This is a genomic window from Clostridium algoriphilum (assembly GCF_020443705.1).
GTDB classification, from domain to species: domain Bacteria; phylum Bacillota; class Clostridia; order Clostridiales; family Clostridiaceae; genus Clostridium_AD; species Clostridium_AD algoriphilum.
Map to the genome: position 1 here is coordinate 26,828 of NZ_JAIZZK010000033.1, position 14,721 is coordinate 41,548.

Sequence of the window (14,721 nt, forward strand, 5' to 3'; positions counted from 1 at the left end):
TGATAATCAATCAATATGAGAGGGCGTTTTTTTATGTTAATAAATGATGAATTGAAAGAATTTATATTTGACTGTGAAATTAGAAAAATTAGTCCAAGAACTTTAAAAAGATATATAAACAATAATCAAAGGTTTTTCAATTATGTTGAACATGAAGAGGGTTTAAAATAACCTTCTTTTTTACGTATATACAAAATAAGAGGTAACTAAATTATTTTGAGTTAGTCTTAATGAAATTGCAATAGTCATATAATTCAGAATATTTCCCTGGAAATAATTGTTTAATATATATATATATTGGAATGACAATATCATCTCTGAGGTGAAAAAGTTTTAAGACACAAGTATGTCAATCTCAATTATCTATACTATTCAATAAAACAAGAAGCGTGAATAATTGGAATGATTCCATATTTTAATGATATTTTGTCTAACAACAATACAAGACTAAATAAATATAAATAAGAAGATGTGTATGCAAGGAAAAAAGTAGTTAATATAATTTGAGAATAGTATTTATAAGTAAATCAATGTATATAGGTGGTAAAAAGCCGCGATACTTAGTAGATCTTTTATTTGGGGAGGATACAGATCCGGGGATTTTTGAACCAGATGATTGGCATGAACGACTTAATAATTTTATAAATGAACATTAAATATTGTTTGTAAAGGTAGGTACACATTAAGGCGGAAAAGTAATATCTGAGAACTTTTGATATATGACCGGGGTAAGTAATAAAGTGCAACAAATTCTTCTTAAAGTTCGTCATAAATAACTATAAGAATTACTAAAGAAATCAGATGAATTGTAGTATGGAGGTGCAATAGGAAGTATGAGGTGAAGGTGAAAAAGAGCGGTGAGAACAAGCATATAGATGATAGTGTACTTTATAAAGTTTTCATTGAAGCTTTTAATGCAATAGTTGAGAAGATGACTGTATTTGAGGGAGGAAAATTATTGTTACTCTACTAGATAGTACGGAAATTGAGTGTGAAATTGAATAGATTATCAGAGATACCGGCTGGGGTTGCTTTCACCTTAGCCGGATTTTCAGCTATACATCTATTATAGATAAGGCATCTTTTGCAATTTTTTAGTGTAGTAGGGTTTATCGCAAGTTTCGGTTCTATAATTTTGCTTATAAAAAATAACCTATTGACTTAAAGCTAACTTTAAGTGTTATGCTTGTTGTAAATATGAACAACAAATAATAACATAAAAAGGATGATAATCCACGAGTATTTCACTTACTTTGTTAACAAAGCTACAGGAGGAATGTGGCGGGCGACATAGTAATGGTTGCAAGAATTATTAGATAATGAATGAAGCATTGACTTCAGAAAGGAAAAATTTAAATGGAATATAGAGATTTACCTCATGATGGAGGAAAAGTAAGTACAATAGGAATAGGTGCGGGAGGCTTAAGCGAAGCGTCTCCACAGCAGGTGCGTAAAATAATAGAGTATGGTATGGAACAGGGAATCAATCTTATGGATACGGTCATGTATGATTCTAGTGCACAGCCTGCTATTGCGGCTGCACTAGAAGGACATAGGGATAAGATGGTAATGCAGATTCACCTTGGCGCTTATTATCCTCGTGGACAGTATGTACGTACACGAGACCTAAAGCAGTTGCAGAAAGGCTTTGAACAGGAACTTAAAAGCTATCACACTGATTATGCGGATATAGGTATGATTCATTGTGTGGATGAAATGGAGGATTTAGAAAATATTATACATGGTGGCATTTTGGATTATGCTGTGAAATTGAAACAGAATGGTATAATTCGTTATTTGGCAGTTTCTTCTCATTCTCCGAAAGTATGTTTGAAACTTTTAGAAACAGGAAAGATTGATATATTTATGCTCAGTCTTAACGCTGCTTATGATTTTGAGCCAGCTGGTGAAAAATTGACGTTATCAGATACAAGAATGAAACTTTATCAGGAATGTTCTAAGCGTGGTGTTGGAATTACAGTTATGAAACCTTATGGCGGAGGGCAATTACTGAATGATCGTACTTCTCAACTTGGAAGAAAAATGTCAATATATCAATGTTTACAATATGCACTTGACCGTCCAGCTGTTTTATCCTGTTTGCCAGGAGTGCGTAATCTACAAGATTTAAAAGATGTTCTTAAATACTATGATTTAACGCAGGATGAAAAGGACTATTCATTTATAGGCACTATGCAACGACAAGATATACAAGGGAGTTGTATTTATTGCAATCATTGTCAACCATGTCCACAAGAAATTAATATCGGGTCAGTCAATAAATATCTTGATTTGGCAAAGGCAGGGGATGAATTGGCAAGAGATCATTATCAGAACTTGAAACATCATGCATCAGATTGTATAGAATGTGGTTCATGTGAAAAGAATTGTCCATTTCATGTGGAAGTAAGAAAAAAGATGAAGGAAGCTGTGGAGTTTTTTCAATAGTTTAGTTATATCTCAGAGTGCACCTGGAAATGGGTGCATTTTGCTTATTAAACTAAGATGTAATTATTTATACTTTTGTATATAATTATAAGTAATTTAGTAGAATAGGAGCAATATTAATGAATATACGTGATTTAATTATATACAATAAAACAATACCCAAAAGAGAAGCAAAGTACTTGGATTTTCCGAGTACCTTGTCTGCGGAATTATGTGGGTACCTTTCTCAAAAGGGGATTACAAAATTATATTGTCATCAGGCGGAGATGTTTGAAAAAGCAATGCAAGGTCCTAATATTGTAATAACAACATCTACAGCGAGTGGAAAAACACTTAGCTTTTTGCTGCCGGTTCTTCAAGAAATTTTATTAAATCCACTTGCAAGAGCAATTTTTATATATCCTACAAAAGCATTAGCAAGTGATCAGTATCGTGCTATTTTACCGTATTTGGAGTATTTTGGGGAAAATAGGATTTCAGCAGGGGTATATGATGGAGATACGACCGTAAATGAAAGAAGCAGAATTAGAAAAAGCGCCAATATCATTTTAACTAATCCAGAAATGTTAAATGGTGCATTTTTACCGAATCATAGTAAATTTGGATTTGATTTTATACTTTCGAATCTGAAATATGTCGTAATTGATGAACTGCATACGTACAGAGGAGCATTTGGTTCCCATGTGGCAAATGTTTTTCGAAGATTAGGAAGAGTATGCAGATATTATAATTCATCACCACAATATCTATGTAGTTCTGCAACTATAGCAAATCCTGTGGAATTGACTTAGAGTTAGCTCCAAGTGGTAAAGTAAATTATAGATAGTTACAAGACATTTATTTAAAGCAAAGAACAGGAGGTATTAACATGAAAAAAGTAATGAACAAGAAAAATAGTGAGAATGAAAAAACAGCGATTGTTTATATGACTAAGGACATCAGTGCGGAAGGGCTTATGGCCATTTATGAAGCATTGGACCGCAAGGCAATCGGAAAGGTTGCAGTGAAGCTATCTACCGGTGAGCCAGGTGGGCATTATTTTCTTTCTACTAAACTGATACAACCCCTCGTCCAGGCTGTGAACGGTACGATTGTAGAGTGCAATACCGCTTACGGCGGTCGACGTTCCACTACGGAATCTCATAGCCATGTATTAGTGGAGCATGGTTTCACTAGCATTGCACCAGTTGATATTATGGATGCAGATGGTAGCATCAGCCTTCCGGTTACAAAAGGAAAGCATCTGAAAGAAGATTTTGTCGGCTCGCACTTAGCAAATTATGATTTTGTCATGGACCTTTCACATTTTAAGGGACATGCTATGGGTGGCTTCGGTGGAGCTATCAAAAATATGTCGATTGGAATTGCTTCTTCTATGGGAAAAAGCATGATTCATAGTGCAGGAACTGCAACTACTGGCTTTGGTCTTGACACACCGCAGGATGATTTTCTGGAATCAATGGCGGAAGCAGCGAAGGCTGTTGCCGATTATGAAGGTGAAAATATTATTTATATCAGCGTCATGAATAATCTGTCTGTAGACTGCGATTGTGATTCACATCCAGCAAAACCTGAGATGGAAGATATCGGTATACTTGCCTCCCTGGATCCAGTAGCACTTGACCAGGCCTGTGTAGATTTTGTATATGATGCACCGGATGGTAGAGCACTGATTGAGCGTATGGAATCCAGACACGGTATCCACACGTTGGAACATGCGGATTTTATTGGTTTAGGAACCCGCAATTATGATTTGTTTACGATTGATGACTGATATACCATCTTCAATAATATTTTCAGAATGTGTAAATAGAATTATAAAAAGTGGAAATTTTTGACTTTCTAGAAGTGGCGAAGCAGTTAAGTTTCGTCACTTCTTAATTTTAAAAATAAATAGTTAAAAACAGTTTATGACAAATGGTGGATATGTGTTCAAATGGAGAAAATTTTTATTAAAAGGTATTGACTTGGAGTGCACTCCAAGTGGTAGGCTATATATAGTATCAAAAATATAAAATCTAGAAAAGAAATGATAAATACAATGAGTAAGAAAATATTAGTTTTGCCTGAAAGCTCGATTATAAAACAGACTACATAAGTTCAAAAAAATCAGAAAAACACTTGACTTGGAGTTCACTCAAGGTAATACAGTTTATGTTGAAATGAATTAATAAAATACATGAAAGAATTGAGTAGGTTTCATTATGGAATTGATGAACGAAAAAAAATTTGGTTATGGATGTATGCGCTTGTCTTTACTAAATAAGGAAGACCAGACTTCTTTTGACTACGAACTAATTAACAAGTTATTTGATACCTATTTAGAAAAGGGATTCACTTTTTTTGATACTGCCTATACATATCATGGCTACATGCTGAAGAAGCAATGCGTAAAGCTTTGGTAGAACGTCACCCTAGGGATTCGTTTCAATTAGCTACAAAATTGCCACTACGAGACTTCAAATATGTCCGATTTTATCCCTTTGAATGAAGAAGAGAATACCATTATTGAGAAGGTTACTAAAATCATTAACGAAAATACAGACTTGCAATGTACTGCCTGTGAATATTGTACGCATGGATGTCCAAAAGACATTGCTATTCCAAAAAAATTTGCACCGTACAACAGCATTATGCGTACCACTGGTAGTTTCTCAAGTCAGATGGTATATTACAACAATATTGCTATTTACAGATGAAAGTGGCTATTATAAATGGAAGGTTTTGGAGAGGAATAATGAAATGAAAAAAAATGTAAAAATTAGGCGGGCGGGTTTGGATTTAGTTGGAACGCTTGAAAAACCCGAACTTAAAGAAGGGGAGAAATGTCCTCTTGTCATCATAATGCATGGTTTTACGGCAAATCGTCAAGAGCTGATGCATGTATGGATTGCACAGGAACTGTTGAAGAATCATATCGCTTCTGTGCGATTTGATTTCAATGGACATGGGGAGAGTGATGGGATGTTTGAAGACATGACCGTCATGAATGAGGTGGAAGATGCCATGGAAATCTTACGTTATGCAAAGAAACTTGACTTCGTGGAAAGCATCAGCATACTCGGGCATTCTCAGGGAGGTGTGGTAGCCGGGAGGACTGCAGGGTACTATCCAGATGAGATTGCCTGTCTCGTACAGATGGCACCAGCTGCAACTTTAAAGGATGATGCCATAAAGGGTACGATAATGGGTGTGCAATATGATCCGGATCATATACCGGAATACGTTATATTTGGTAATATACGGTTAAGAAGCTTATATTTTGGTATTGCACAACATTTGCCCATTTATGAGGTGTCATCTCAGTATAAGGGGCCTGTATGCCTTATTCACGGGACATCTGATTATGTTGTTAGTTACACTGCATCGAAAAAATACCAAGAGATATACACTGACAGTGAACTACATCTACTTGAAGGGCAGGATCACTGCTTTATGCATAATCTGGATGAGGCAGTGGTATTGGCAGTTGATTTTATTGTAGCAAAAGCAAAACAGATAAAATATAATTTCTAGATGAAAATCACAAACTGGAACTAAGGGGGAATAACTTTATGCACATACTTGATAATTATTTAAGTCCTTCAACTTGTGCTACTTTTGGAGTGTTTATGCTGCCTATATGGAGAAAAGCAAGTTTAAAGGTAAAGAATGAAATAACAAGACAGAAAATGCCTCTTCTTGGAGTAGCAGCAGCTTTTTCATTTTTAATTATGATGTTTAATGTGCCTATTCCAGGAGGAACCACAGCCCATGCTATTGGAGGTGCACTTGTTGCAATTTTGCTTGGACCTTATTCTGCTGTTTTAGCGGTTACTATAGCACTTGTAATTCAAGCATTGTTTTTCGGAGATGGAGGGATTTTAACACTCGGGGTAAATTGCTTTAATATGGCTTTTATAATGCCATTTACAGCATTTTATTTATTCAAACTAACAAAAATAATATTTAAAAATCAAAAAGGAGAATATATTGGAGCTTTCCTAGGTGGTTATATTTCTGTCAATGTAGTAGCTTTATTTGTCGCAGTGGAATTAGGTGTTCAGCCATTACTTTTTAAGGGTTTTTCAGGACAACCCCTATATAGTCCCTATGGGATAGCTATATCTATTCCAGCTATGATGATACCTCATTTATTAGTAATTGGAATTTTGGAAGGAATAATAACTGTGGGAGCGTATAGCTATATAAAAAAGGCATCACCAGATGTAATATATAAAGGAAAAGTAAGCAAAAAAAAATTGTTATATACTATAATAGGAATTCTCATTTTAGCTACTCCTTTAGGACTTTTAGCAAATGGAACTGCCTGGGGAGAAGGGGGCTTAGAAGAAATCAAGCATTTTATAGGATTTGTGCCTAAGGGAATGGAGCAAGAATTTAAATTTAATTCTCCAATTCCGGATTATAGTTTTGGATTTTTAAGTAGTTATTTGGGATATATTTTATCAGCATTATTTGGGGTAATAATAATCTTAATTATTTTTAAGGTTTTAGAGAAAATAAATTTGAAGAGAAATATAAAAGGAGATTAAATGGTTCCAGAATGGCTTTCAGAAAAAGATAATTACATTCCAAAGGAAGAAAAAAACTTATACATTGAAAAAAGTATTTTTTCTTTAATTAAAATAATTTCGATAATCAGGGAAAATAAAAATCAAGATAAATTAATTTATTCAATAAATCCATCCTTAAAGGTTGCAAGTATTATATTAATGATACTGTGTGTATCTATTTCAAGAAGTTTCATATACCTATTAATAATAGATATATATGTGTTAATTAATCTTTTTCTTATAGAAAAGAAATCAAGTAAAAGGATATTGTTTAAAAGTTTTATCTTTCCTTTAATAACTTTAATAACATTAATACCATCTATGATTCATGGAAATATATATAATAGTTTATTGATTTCCCAAAAATTAATTATAACTATATTGCTTATGAATCTATTATCTCATACTACTAAATGGAGTGAAATTAGCAAGTCATTAAAATTACTATTTATACCAGATATATTTATATGGATTATGGATTTAACCATAAAATATATTGTTCTGCTAGGCGAACATTCTATTAACCTGTTACATGCATTAAAACTTAGGTCAATTGGTATAACTCCTAATAAATATAATTCTCTCACAAGAATTATGGGAAACTTATTCATAAAGTCTTATAAAATGAGTGAAGAGATATTCCATGCTATGGAATGTAGGGGCTTTGTAGGAGAATATACTACAAAAGCAAATTTAAAATTAAAGAAAATAGACTATGTATATTTTATAATAAATATAGTCTTGGTTAGTTTATTTATATACTTATAATAAAAGTATATCTAAAAAATTAAGGAGAATTATTGATGATAAAATTAGAGAATAATTCATTTACATACAAGAATAAAGTAGCTCTTGACAATGTAAATGTCCATATAAAAGAAGGGGAATCTATAGCTATTATAGGTCCAAATGGAAGCGGAAAGTCAACTTTTTTAAAACTATTAAATGCCATTATTTTTTCAAGCAAGGGAAAGTATACATTTGATAATACTGAAATAAATGAACATACATTAAAGGATACTAAGTTATTAAAACTATTTCATAAAAGATTAGGGTCTGTGTTTCAAAATTCTGATGCGCAGCTATTTTGTTCTACTGTCTTTGAAGAACTGGCATTTGGACTTATGCAAATGGAATTACCAGAGGAAGCAGTAAATAAAAGAGTAAGAGATTGCCTTAATCTTCTTAATATAGATAAGTTAAAAGATGAACATCCATATAATTTAAGCGGAGGAGAAAAGAAGAGGGTTGCAATTGCTAGTGTTTTAGCTATGAATCCAGAAGTAATAACTTTAGATGAGCCCATGAATGGGATAGATCCAAAAGGGAAAAGATTTTTAAAAGAATTATTAATTGATCTAAATAAATGCGGCAAAACTATAATTTGTGCAACTCATGATTTTGAATATATACAAGGTGTTTTTGATAGAGCTATAGTATTTTCAGAAGATCATAAAATAATAAGAGACGATAAATATGAAAATATCATGAATGATCAAGATTTTTTAAGAAAATATAACATTATATAATTTTAAACATTGGACAAGATATCATTTAAAATTTAAACAGTTAGAAGGAGTGATAAACATGAAGATTTTATATTACGACTGTTTTTGTGGAATAAGTGGCGATATGAATTTAGCGGCACTAATAGATTTAGGAGTTCCTAAAGAATATTTAATACAAGAACTTTCAAAATTAAACTTAAATTCTGAATATGAAATAAAAATTGAAAAATCTAAGAAACTTGGAATAACAGGAACTAGGGTAGACGTCATATTAAAAGATAAATTAGATGATGAGATACATATTTCAGATAAAGATTTACATGGGCATAACCATAGTCACGAACATCATCATAGAAACTTGAAGGATATAGAGAAAATAATAAATTCAAATGATTTAAGTGATAAGGTTAAAAAACTTAGTATAGATATGTTTATGAAGGTTGCAGAGGCAGAAGCAAAGATTCATGGAAAACCATTATATGAAGTACATTTTCATGAGGTAGGAGCAATTGATTCAATTGTAGATATGGTAGGGGGGGCTATTTGTTTAGACTATCTAAAAGTTGATAAAATTATTGCATCTCCAGTTCAAGTTGGAGGAGGATTTGTTAAATGTGCTCATGGTCTTATGCCAGTACCAGCTCCTGCAACAGTAGAAATCTTAAAGAATATTCCTGTAAATGCTGGAATAGTAAAATTTGAAACGACCACTCCTACTGGCGCAGCAATACTCGCGACAAATGTTGAAGAATTTACTCAAAATCTTGATTTTTCAATTAAGAAGATAGCATATGGAATAGGTCATAGAGATTTAGAAATTCCAAATGTCTTAAGAGTATATTTAGGTGAGAAGGAAAGTTCTGAAAAAGTAGGAGAGCATTATATACTTGAAACTAATATAGATGATATGAATCCAGAACTTTATGGATATGTAGAAGAAAAACTTTTTGAAGTAGGATCCTTAGACGTATTTAAAACACCTATATTTATGAAAAAGGGAAGACCTGGGATAAAATTAAGTGTGTTAACTAATGAAAAAGTTGAACAGGATGCTTTAGATGTTATTTTTGAAGAAACTACATCGATTGGTGTTAGAAAATATAAAGTTGAAAAAATAATGCTTAATAGAGATTTTTCAAAAGTAAAAACAGAGTATGGAGATATTACAATAAAGAAATCTTATTATAAAGGGAAGCTAGTCAAATATAAACCAGAATACGAAGAATGTAAGACTATAGCAAAAGAAAAAAATATATCTATAGATAAGGTATATAAGGCAGTTTATAAACAAGATATAAATTAAAATTATGTATTATGAGTGAGAGGTGGAAAGATAAATGATAAACAATGAAAAGTATAATGAATTAATAAAATATATTAAAAGTTTAGGAAAAGTAGTTTTAGCATTTTCAGGTGGAGTAGATAGTACTTTTTTGCTTGGAGTAGCTAAAGAAGCTCTTGGGGATAATGTAAAAGCAGTAACAATTATGTCTCCATATATTCCAAAGTGGGAAATAGCAGAAGCAAAGGAATTAGCTAAAAAATTAGGAGTGCAGCATGAAATTATTGAAGCTCCAATTATTGATTCAATAAAATTTAATCCAGAAGATAGATGTTATCATTGTAAAACTGCAGTGTTTGGTATGATATTAGCTATTGCGAAGGAGCAAGATTATAACTGTGTAATAGATGGAACTAACTTTGATGATATAAGTGATTATAGACCAGGTCTTAAAGCATTAAAGGAATTAGAAATAAAAAGCCCACTTTTAGAATGCAAAGTAGCTAAAGCAGAAATAAGAGCTTTTTCCAAAGAATTAGGACTTAATACTTGGGATAAGCCAGCATACGCTTGTCTTTTAACACGAATACCTTATGGAAATGAATTAAAAGTAGAAGATTTTGAGAAAATCGAAAATGCAGAAAAATATATGATGAGCATAGGGTTTAGAGCTGTTAGAGTAAGATGTCATGGAGATTTAGCAAGAGTTGAAGTAAGCAAAAATGACAGAAGTAAATTATTTGATGAAGAGCTTTTAGACATCATTGCTAAAAAGATAAAAGAATGCGGATTTAAGTATGTAACATTAGACATGCAAGGATATAGAGTAGGGAGCTTCAATGAAACTATAATTAAAAACTCAAATGCGCAAAACAAATAAAAAATAAACAAAAATCTTAGGAGGATAAAGTTAGTGAATAAAGAAGAAATTAGAGCTTTATTGAAAGGTGTTAAAGATAATAAAATAAATTTAGAAGAGGCTCTTGAAAGTTTAGAAGATTTACCTTTTAAAGATTTAGGTTTTGCTAAAATAGATAATCAAAGAGAAATTAGAGTTGGTTATCCGGAAGTAATATATTGTGAAGGAAAGAGCGTAGATCAAGTTAGAGATATTGTTAAATATATGATCACAAAAAATAACAATATATTAGGAACTAGAGCTAACGAGGAAATGTATAATGCAGTAAAAGAAATATGCATCGACGCAGAATATAATAAACTTGGACGAACAATAACTATTAATAGAAAGGGAGAACCCCTTACAGAGAGTTATATAGCGATTGTTGCAGCAGGTACTTCTGACTTACCTGTTGTAGAAGAAGCATTTGAAACTGCTAGAATATTAGGAAATAAAACTATCAAAATAATAGATGTAGGTGTTGCAGGTATACATAGGCTTTTTTCAAAATTAGATGTTATTAGAGGCGCAAAAGTTGTTATAGTGATTGCTGGAATGGAAGGAGCTTTAGCTAGCGTTGTGGGAGGACTTGTAGATAAACCTGTAATTGCAGTTCCAACTAGTGTTGGATATGGAGCAAGCTTTGGTGGGATTTCAGCTTTACTGTCAATGTTAAATAGTTGCGCCAGCGGTGTAAGTGTAGTAAATATAGATAATGGATTTGGTGCAGCGTATAATGCTAGCATAATTAATAAGCTATGAGTTAAATATGATTCATATTGCATTCGCTTATTTGAATGAAGAGGGAAAGAATATAAAATAGAAATATTTGGAGGTCGTAAAAATGGAAAACAGTGCAAAAAAATTAGGATTTGGATTTATGAGACTGCCACTTATAAGCCCGGAAGATCAGAAAAGTGTTGATTATGATCAGTTAAAAAAGATGGTAGATATCTTTATGGAAAGAGGATTTACTTATTTTGATACAGCATATCTGTATCACTCATTTATCAGTGAGAATGTATTACAGGAAGTTTTGGTTAAGAGATATCCTAGAGATTCCTTCACGGTTGCTACTAAGATGCCAATGTTCATGGTAAAAACAGAAGATGATTTGGAGCGCTTATTTAATGAGCAGCTTACAAAGTGTGGTGTAGAATATTTTGACTACTATCTGTTACATAATATTGCAGGACAGTCCTATGATCTTGCGGAAAAAGTCCATGCGTTTGAATTTATTCAGAAGAAAAAAGAAGAAGGAAAGATCAAAAATATCGGATTTTCCATGCATGATTCCGCAGATCATTTAGATAGAATAGTGACAAATCATCCGGAAGTAGATTTTGTTCAGATTCAGTTGAATTATCTCGACTGGGAAAATCAGGGTATCCAGTCAAAGAAATGTTATGAAGTAGCAAAGTTACATGGTAAGCCAGTAATCGTAATGGAACCAGTGAAAGGAGGTACTCTGGCAAATGTGCCTGACGTAGCAGCAGAAATTATGAAAGGATATCATCCAGATATGTCTATACCTTCCTGGGCTATCCGTTTTGCAGCGAGCCTTGACAATGTCATGATTGTATTAAGCGGAATGTCAAACATGGACCAGCTTTTAGATAATACCGGATATATGCAGGATCTCAAACCATTGGATGAGAAAGAGCATGAAGTTGTAAACCAGGTTGTTGATATCGTTAATGAATCTATTTCCATTCCTTGTACGGCATGTCGCTACTGTGTAGATGGATGCCCAAAGAAGATTGCAAATCCTGATTATTTCGCATTGTATAATGCTGAAAAACAGGATACAAAGGGAGGATTTAAATCTCAAAGTATCTATTACACGAGCCTGACAGAGCGTAACGGAAAAGCTTCTGACTGTATTAAGTGTGGAAAATGCGAAAAGATATGTCCACAGCATCTGCCAATCACAGATTACCTAGAAGATGTCCAAGGCATGTTTGAATAAAATAATATGGTATGCAAAAAGTAATTTAAAACAATTTTAACTTTTAAAACCCAGTAGATGGAATATGATTCTGATCTATTGGGTTTATTTTATCATATGATTTTTATCATTGCTATTCGTCTATTCTTTTACGCTTACGAATATTTCTGTTCTCAGCCCAAAATATTGACGATTTCACCAATGATAACAAGTATAATCCTAAAGAGAAAATTAGTCTGTTAAATAAATAATAAGGATGATTATTATTATGTAGTATTAAAGTAGAGAGAGGAGAGAATTTTGAAGAGAAATATGTGGGTTACCTTCTTCCTGAAACCAGCCTCTTCCTCCTGTAACTAACAGAATCTGACCACCTGCATGAAGGTAGCATAATAGACTTTTGTAGAGAAAATGATATTTATTCAGTATATATACATTGAATTATTGTATATTTATATGATTTGATACGTCTAGTTGTTATTTATAGCACTGAAGTTAAGTACAGATTCAACGTAAAAATGTATGTTGAGAGCTAAGATTAACTTGACATGGTACTTTTAATATGCTATTTTTTAATAAAATATGTTAAAGTTAACTTTAAGTTATTGTAAAAAGGAGTGTGCCAAACATGAAATATTCCATTGGAGGGGTTTCAAAAAAATTCAATCTATCAGCTTCAACTTTAAGATACTACGATAAGGAAGGTCTGTTTCCTAATTTGGAACGTTCAGAATCCGGTATCCGCTCTTTTTCAGATATTGATCTCGGATCACTGAAAATTATTGAATGTCTAAAAAATACGGGAATGCCCATTAAAGATATTAAGGTATTCATAGACTGGTGCGGACAGGGAGATGCAACATTGCGTGAACGCTATGAGATGTTTATTGAGAGAAAAATAATTATGGATGAACAGATAGCATCGTTGCAGAAAACACTTGAAGTCATAGATTATAAATGCTGGTACTACCAGACAGCTCTTGAGGCAGGTACAGAAAAGATACATGCAAAAGCAAATCAGCAGGGTACCGAAGAAGTAATATCTTAACCGATGTTTCTAATGATGGAGGCGGTCATATTGACGATGCCTCCATTAATTTTGTCTATAATCCAATAATCCCATTCTACGCAGCAATTTTTGCTGCGTTTTTTTTATAAAAAGGACTTGACTTAAAGTTAACTTTAAGTGCTATGCTGATACAAACACAAGTAAATAAGTGTTTTAAAATGCAATTAGGAAGGGTAAATGGTCTTTTGCCATTGGTTTTTATTTATTGAATCTGGCATAGAAAAGCTTGTCGTTATGGATAAAAAATCTACTGTTACGATGAAAGAATAAATTGATTTGATGAAACAAGGAGGATATGAAAATGAAAAGATTTTTGATCTCTTTCATTTCACTTTTGATGGCTTTATCACTTGTAGCTTGTAAGAGTAGCAAAATCTCAACAAGTGATATCCCATCCTCGCAGACTACTGGGGTTAATGAAAGTGAAACAATAAAAAACGGGTCAACTACAATTTCAGACAACAAGAATACTGAAATAAACAGCAATGAATCTTCCATTACGCACAAAGAAGAACCTGCAAAAGATGTCCGAATCCGGCTGATTTTTAACAATAAGGAAATTATCGTGAAAATGAATGATAACGCCACAAGCTTAAATTTTGTTAAAAAGCTTCCAATGACATTGAGTTTTAAGGATTATGGAGGCACGGAGAAAATCAGTTATCTCCCCCAAAAACTTTCTACTGAAGGTTCTCCATCAGGTTACGACCCTTCAGTTGGGGAGTTGGCATATTATGCTCCATGGGGCAACATATGTTTTTATTATCGTGATTTCGGTTATTCGACTGGGCTGGTTCCATTGGGGAGCATTGAGTCTGGTATAGAATTCCTCAAATCACTTGATGGTGATTTCACAGTTACGATTAAAAAGTATTAATAAGGTCATATCCAAAGCAAAAACATGATAGTGTTAACTAACTTATGAAAAAACAGGAATGTAAATATTAGGGTTTTAATTGCACGTTGAAAAGTGAAAAAATACTTTGAAGAAATACAATGCAGTTTTGTTTGT

Annotated in this window: 18 protein-coding genes; all 18 read left to right on the forward strand. The window is 32.7% G+C overall.

Translation table 11 applies throughout. The annotated features are described in order from the left end of the window. The first annotated feature begins 15 nt into the window (after positions 1-15). The 18 genes from LGK95_RS18170 to LGK95_RS18250 all read left to right on the forward strand — a co-directional run bounded on the left by LGK95_RS18170 (position 16) and on the right by LGK95_RS18250 (position 14,586). Positions 16-171: a hypothetical protein gene (locus tag LGK95_RS18170; RefSeq protein ID WP_226126330.1), complete on the forward strand. Its 156-nt coding sequence runs from the start codon at positions 16-18 to the stop codon at positions 169-171. Positions 172-503: 332 nt separating this feature from the next. Then, entirely contained in the window at positions 504-656 is a 153-nt protein-coding gene (locus LGK95_RS18175; RefSeq protein WP_226126331.1) for a hypothetical protein, read from the forward strand. A 182-nt stretch (positions 657-838) separates the two neighbouring features. After that, positions 839-973, forward strand: coding sequence for a hypothetical protein (locus LGK95_RS22525; protein WP_264174600.1), 135 nt, complete (start codon positions 839-841; stop codon positions 971-973). 383 nt (positions 974-1,356) lie between these two features. Further along, positions 1,357-2,448 carry an aldo/keto reductase gene (locus LGK95_RS18180; RefSeq protein WP_226126332.1) on the forward strand — a complete coding sequence of 364 codons (1,092 nt, stop codon included), beginning with the start codon at positions 1,357-1,359 and terminating at the stop codon, positions 2,446-2,448. A gap of 119 nt (positions 2,449-2,567) precedes the next feature. Next, positions 2,568-3,239, forward strand: a complete 672-nt coding sequence (locus LGK95_RS18185) for a DEAD/DEAH box helicase (RefSeq protein ID WP_404814471.1) — start codon at positions 2,568-2,570, stop codon at positions 3,237-3,239. Between the two features lie 77 nt (positions 3,240-3,316). After that, positions 3,317-4,222 (forward strand): DUF362 domain-containing protein, encoded by a 906-nt coding sequence (locus LGK95_RS18190; protein ID WP_226126333.1) that lies wholly within the window; start codon positions 3,317-3,319, stop codon positions 4,220-4,222. Between the two features lie 430 nt (positions 4,223-4,652). Then, on the forward strand, positions 4,653-4,853 hold the full coding sequence (locus LGK95_RS18195) for a hypothetical protein (RefSeq protein WP_226126334.1): 201 nt from the start codon (positions 4,653-4,655) through the stop codon (positions 4,851-4,853). A gap of 60 nt (positions 4,854-4,913) precedes the next feature. Then, positions 4,914-5,147, forward strand: a complete 234-nt coding sequence (locus tag LGK95_RS18200) for a hypothetical protein (RefSeq protein WP_226126335.1) — start codon at positions 4,914-4,916, stop codon at positions 5,145-5,147. Positions 5,148-5,190: 43 nt separating this feature from the next. After that, positions 5,191-5,964, forward strand: coding sequence for an alpha/beta hydrolase family protein (locus tag LGK95_RS18205; protein ID WP_226126336.1), 774 nt, complete (start codon positions 5,191-5,193; stop codon positions 5,962-5,964). 38 nt (positions 5,965-6,002) lie between these two features. Then, on the forward strand, positions 6,003-6,983 hold the full coding sequence (gene cbiM, locus LGK95_RS18210; RefSeq protein ID WP_226126337.1) for a cobalt transporter CbiM: 981 nt from the start codon (positions 6,003-6,005) through the stop codon (positions 6,981-6,983). Continuing rightward, complete coding sequence (locus LGK95_RS18215) at positions 6,984-7,772, forward strand: energy-coupling factor transporter transmembrane component T family protein (RefSeq protein ID WP_226126338.1); 789 nt, start codon at positions 6,984-6,986, stop codon at positions 7,770-7,772. A 35-nt stretch (positions 7,773-7,807) separates the two neighbouring features. Continuing rightward, entirely contained in the window at positions 7,808-8,533 is a 726-nt protein-coding gene (locus tag LGK95_RS18220) for an energy-coupling factor ABC transporter ATP-binding protein (RefSeq protein WP_226126339.1), read from the forward strand. A 58-nt stretch (positions 8,534-8,591) separates the two neighbouring features. Beyond that, the gene (gene larC, locus LGK95_RS18225) at positions 8,592-9,815 is read left to right on the forward strand and encodes a nickel pincer cofactor biosynthesis protein LarC (protein WP_226126340.1); all 1,224 of its coding nucleotides are present in this window, start codon (positions 8,592-8,594) and stop codon (positions 9,813-9,815) included. 34 nt (positions 9,816-9,849) lie between these two features. Further along, complete coding sequence (gene larE, locus LGK95_RS18230) at positions 9,850-10,674, forward strand: ATP-dependent sacrificial sulfur transferase LarE (protein ID WP_226126341.1); 825 nt, start codon at positions 9,850-9,852, stop codon at positions 10,672-10,674. Between the two features lie 33 nt (positions 10,675-10,707). After that, complete coding sequence (larB, locus tag LGK95_RS18235) at positions 10,708-11,454, forward strand: nickel pincer cofactor biosynthesis protein LarB (protein ID WP_226126342.1); 747 nt, start codon at positions 10,708-10,710, stop codon at positions 11,452-11,454. A gap of 82 nt (positions 11,455-11,536) precedes the next feature. Continuing rightward, positions 11,537-12,661, forward strand: a complete 1,125-nt coding sequence (locus LGK95_RS18240; protein ID WP_226126343.1) for an aldo/keto reductase — start codon at positions 11,537-11,539, stop codon at positions 12,659-12,661. 607 nt (positions 12,662-13,268) lie between these two features. Further along, the gene (locus tag LGK95_RS18245; protein ID WP_226126344.1) at positions 13,269-13,688 is read left to right on the forward strand and encodes a MerR family transcriptional regulator; all 420 of its coding nucleotides are present in this window, start codon (positions 13,269-13,271) and stop codon (positions 13,686-13,688) included. A 322-nt stretch (positions 13,689-14,010) separates the two neighbouring features. Further along, positions 14,011-14,586 (forward strand): cyclophilin-like fold protein, encoded by a 576-nt coding sequence (locus tag LGK95_RS18250; RefSeq protein WP_226126345.1) that lies wholly within the window; start codon positions 14,011-14,013, stop codon positions 14,584-14,586. Positions 14,587-14,721: the final 135 nt, after the last annotated feature.

Excerpts from the sequence above, each read along its gene's own strand:
- LGK95_RS18170 (WP_226126330.1), top strand. The coding sequence starts at position 16 with ATGAGAGGGCGTTTTTTTATGTTAATAAATGATGAATTGAAAGAATTT.
- LGK95_RS18180 (WP_226126332.1), top strand. The coding sequence starts at position 1,357 with ATGGAATATAGAGATTTACCTCATGATGGAGGAAAAGTAAGTACAATA.
- LGK95_RS18185 (WP_404814471.1), top strand. The coding sequence starts at position 2,568 with ATGAATATACGTGATTTAATTATATACAATAAAACAATACCCAAAAGA.
- LGK95_RS18190 (WP_226126333.1), top strand. The coding sequence starts at position 3,317 with ATGAAAAAAGTAATGAACAAGAAAAATAGTGAGAATGAAAAAACAGCG.
- LGK95_RS18195 (WP_226126334.1), top strand. The coding sequence starts at position 4,653 with ATGGAATTGATGAACGAAAAAAAATTTGGTTATGGATGTATGCGCTTG.
- LGK95_RS18200 (WP_226126335.1), top strand. The coding sequence starts at position 4,914 with ATGTCCGATTTTATCCCTTTGAATGAAGAAGAGAATACCATTATTGAG.
- LGK95_RS18205 (WP_226126336.1), top strand. The coding sequence starts at position 5,191 with ATGAAAAAAAATGTAAAAATTAGGCGGGCGGGTTTGGATTTAGTTGGA.
- cbiM (WP_226126337.1), top strand. The coding sequence starts at position 6,003 with ATGCACATACTTGATAATTATTTAAGTCCTTCAACTTGTGCTACTTTT.
- LGK95_RS18215 (WP_226126338.1), top strand. The coding sequence starts at position 6,984 with ATGGTTCCAGAATGGCTTTCAGAAAAAGATAATTACATTCCAAAGGAA.
- LGK95_RS18220 (WP_226126339.1), top strand. The coding sequence starts at position 7,808 with ATGATAAAATTAGAGAATAATTCATTTACATACAAGAATAAAGTAGCT.
- larC (WP_226126340.1), top strand. The coding sequence starts at position 8,592 with ATGAAGATTTTATATTACGACTGTTTTTGTGGAATAAGTGGCGATATG.
- larE (WP_226126341.1), top strand. The coding sequence starts at position 9,850 with ATGATAAACAATGAAAAGTATAATGAATTAATAAAATATATTAAAAGT.
- LGK95_RS18240 (WP_226126343.1), top strand. The coding sequence starts at position 11,537 with ATGGAAAACAGTGCAAAAAAATTAGGATTTGGATTTATGAGACTGCCA.
- LGK95_RS18245 (WP_226126344.1), top strand. The coding sequence starts at position 13,269 with ATGAAATATTCCATTGGAGGGGTTTCAAAAAAATTCAATCTATCAGCT.
- LGK95_RS18250 (WP_226126345.1), top strand. The coding sequence starts at position 14,011 with ATGAAAAGATTTTTGATCTCTTTCATTTCACTTTTGATGGCTTTATCA.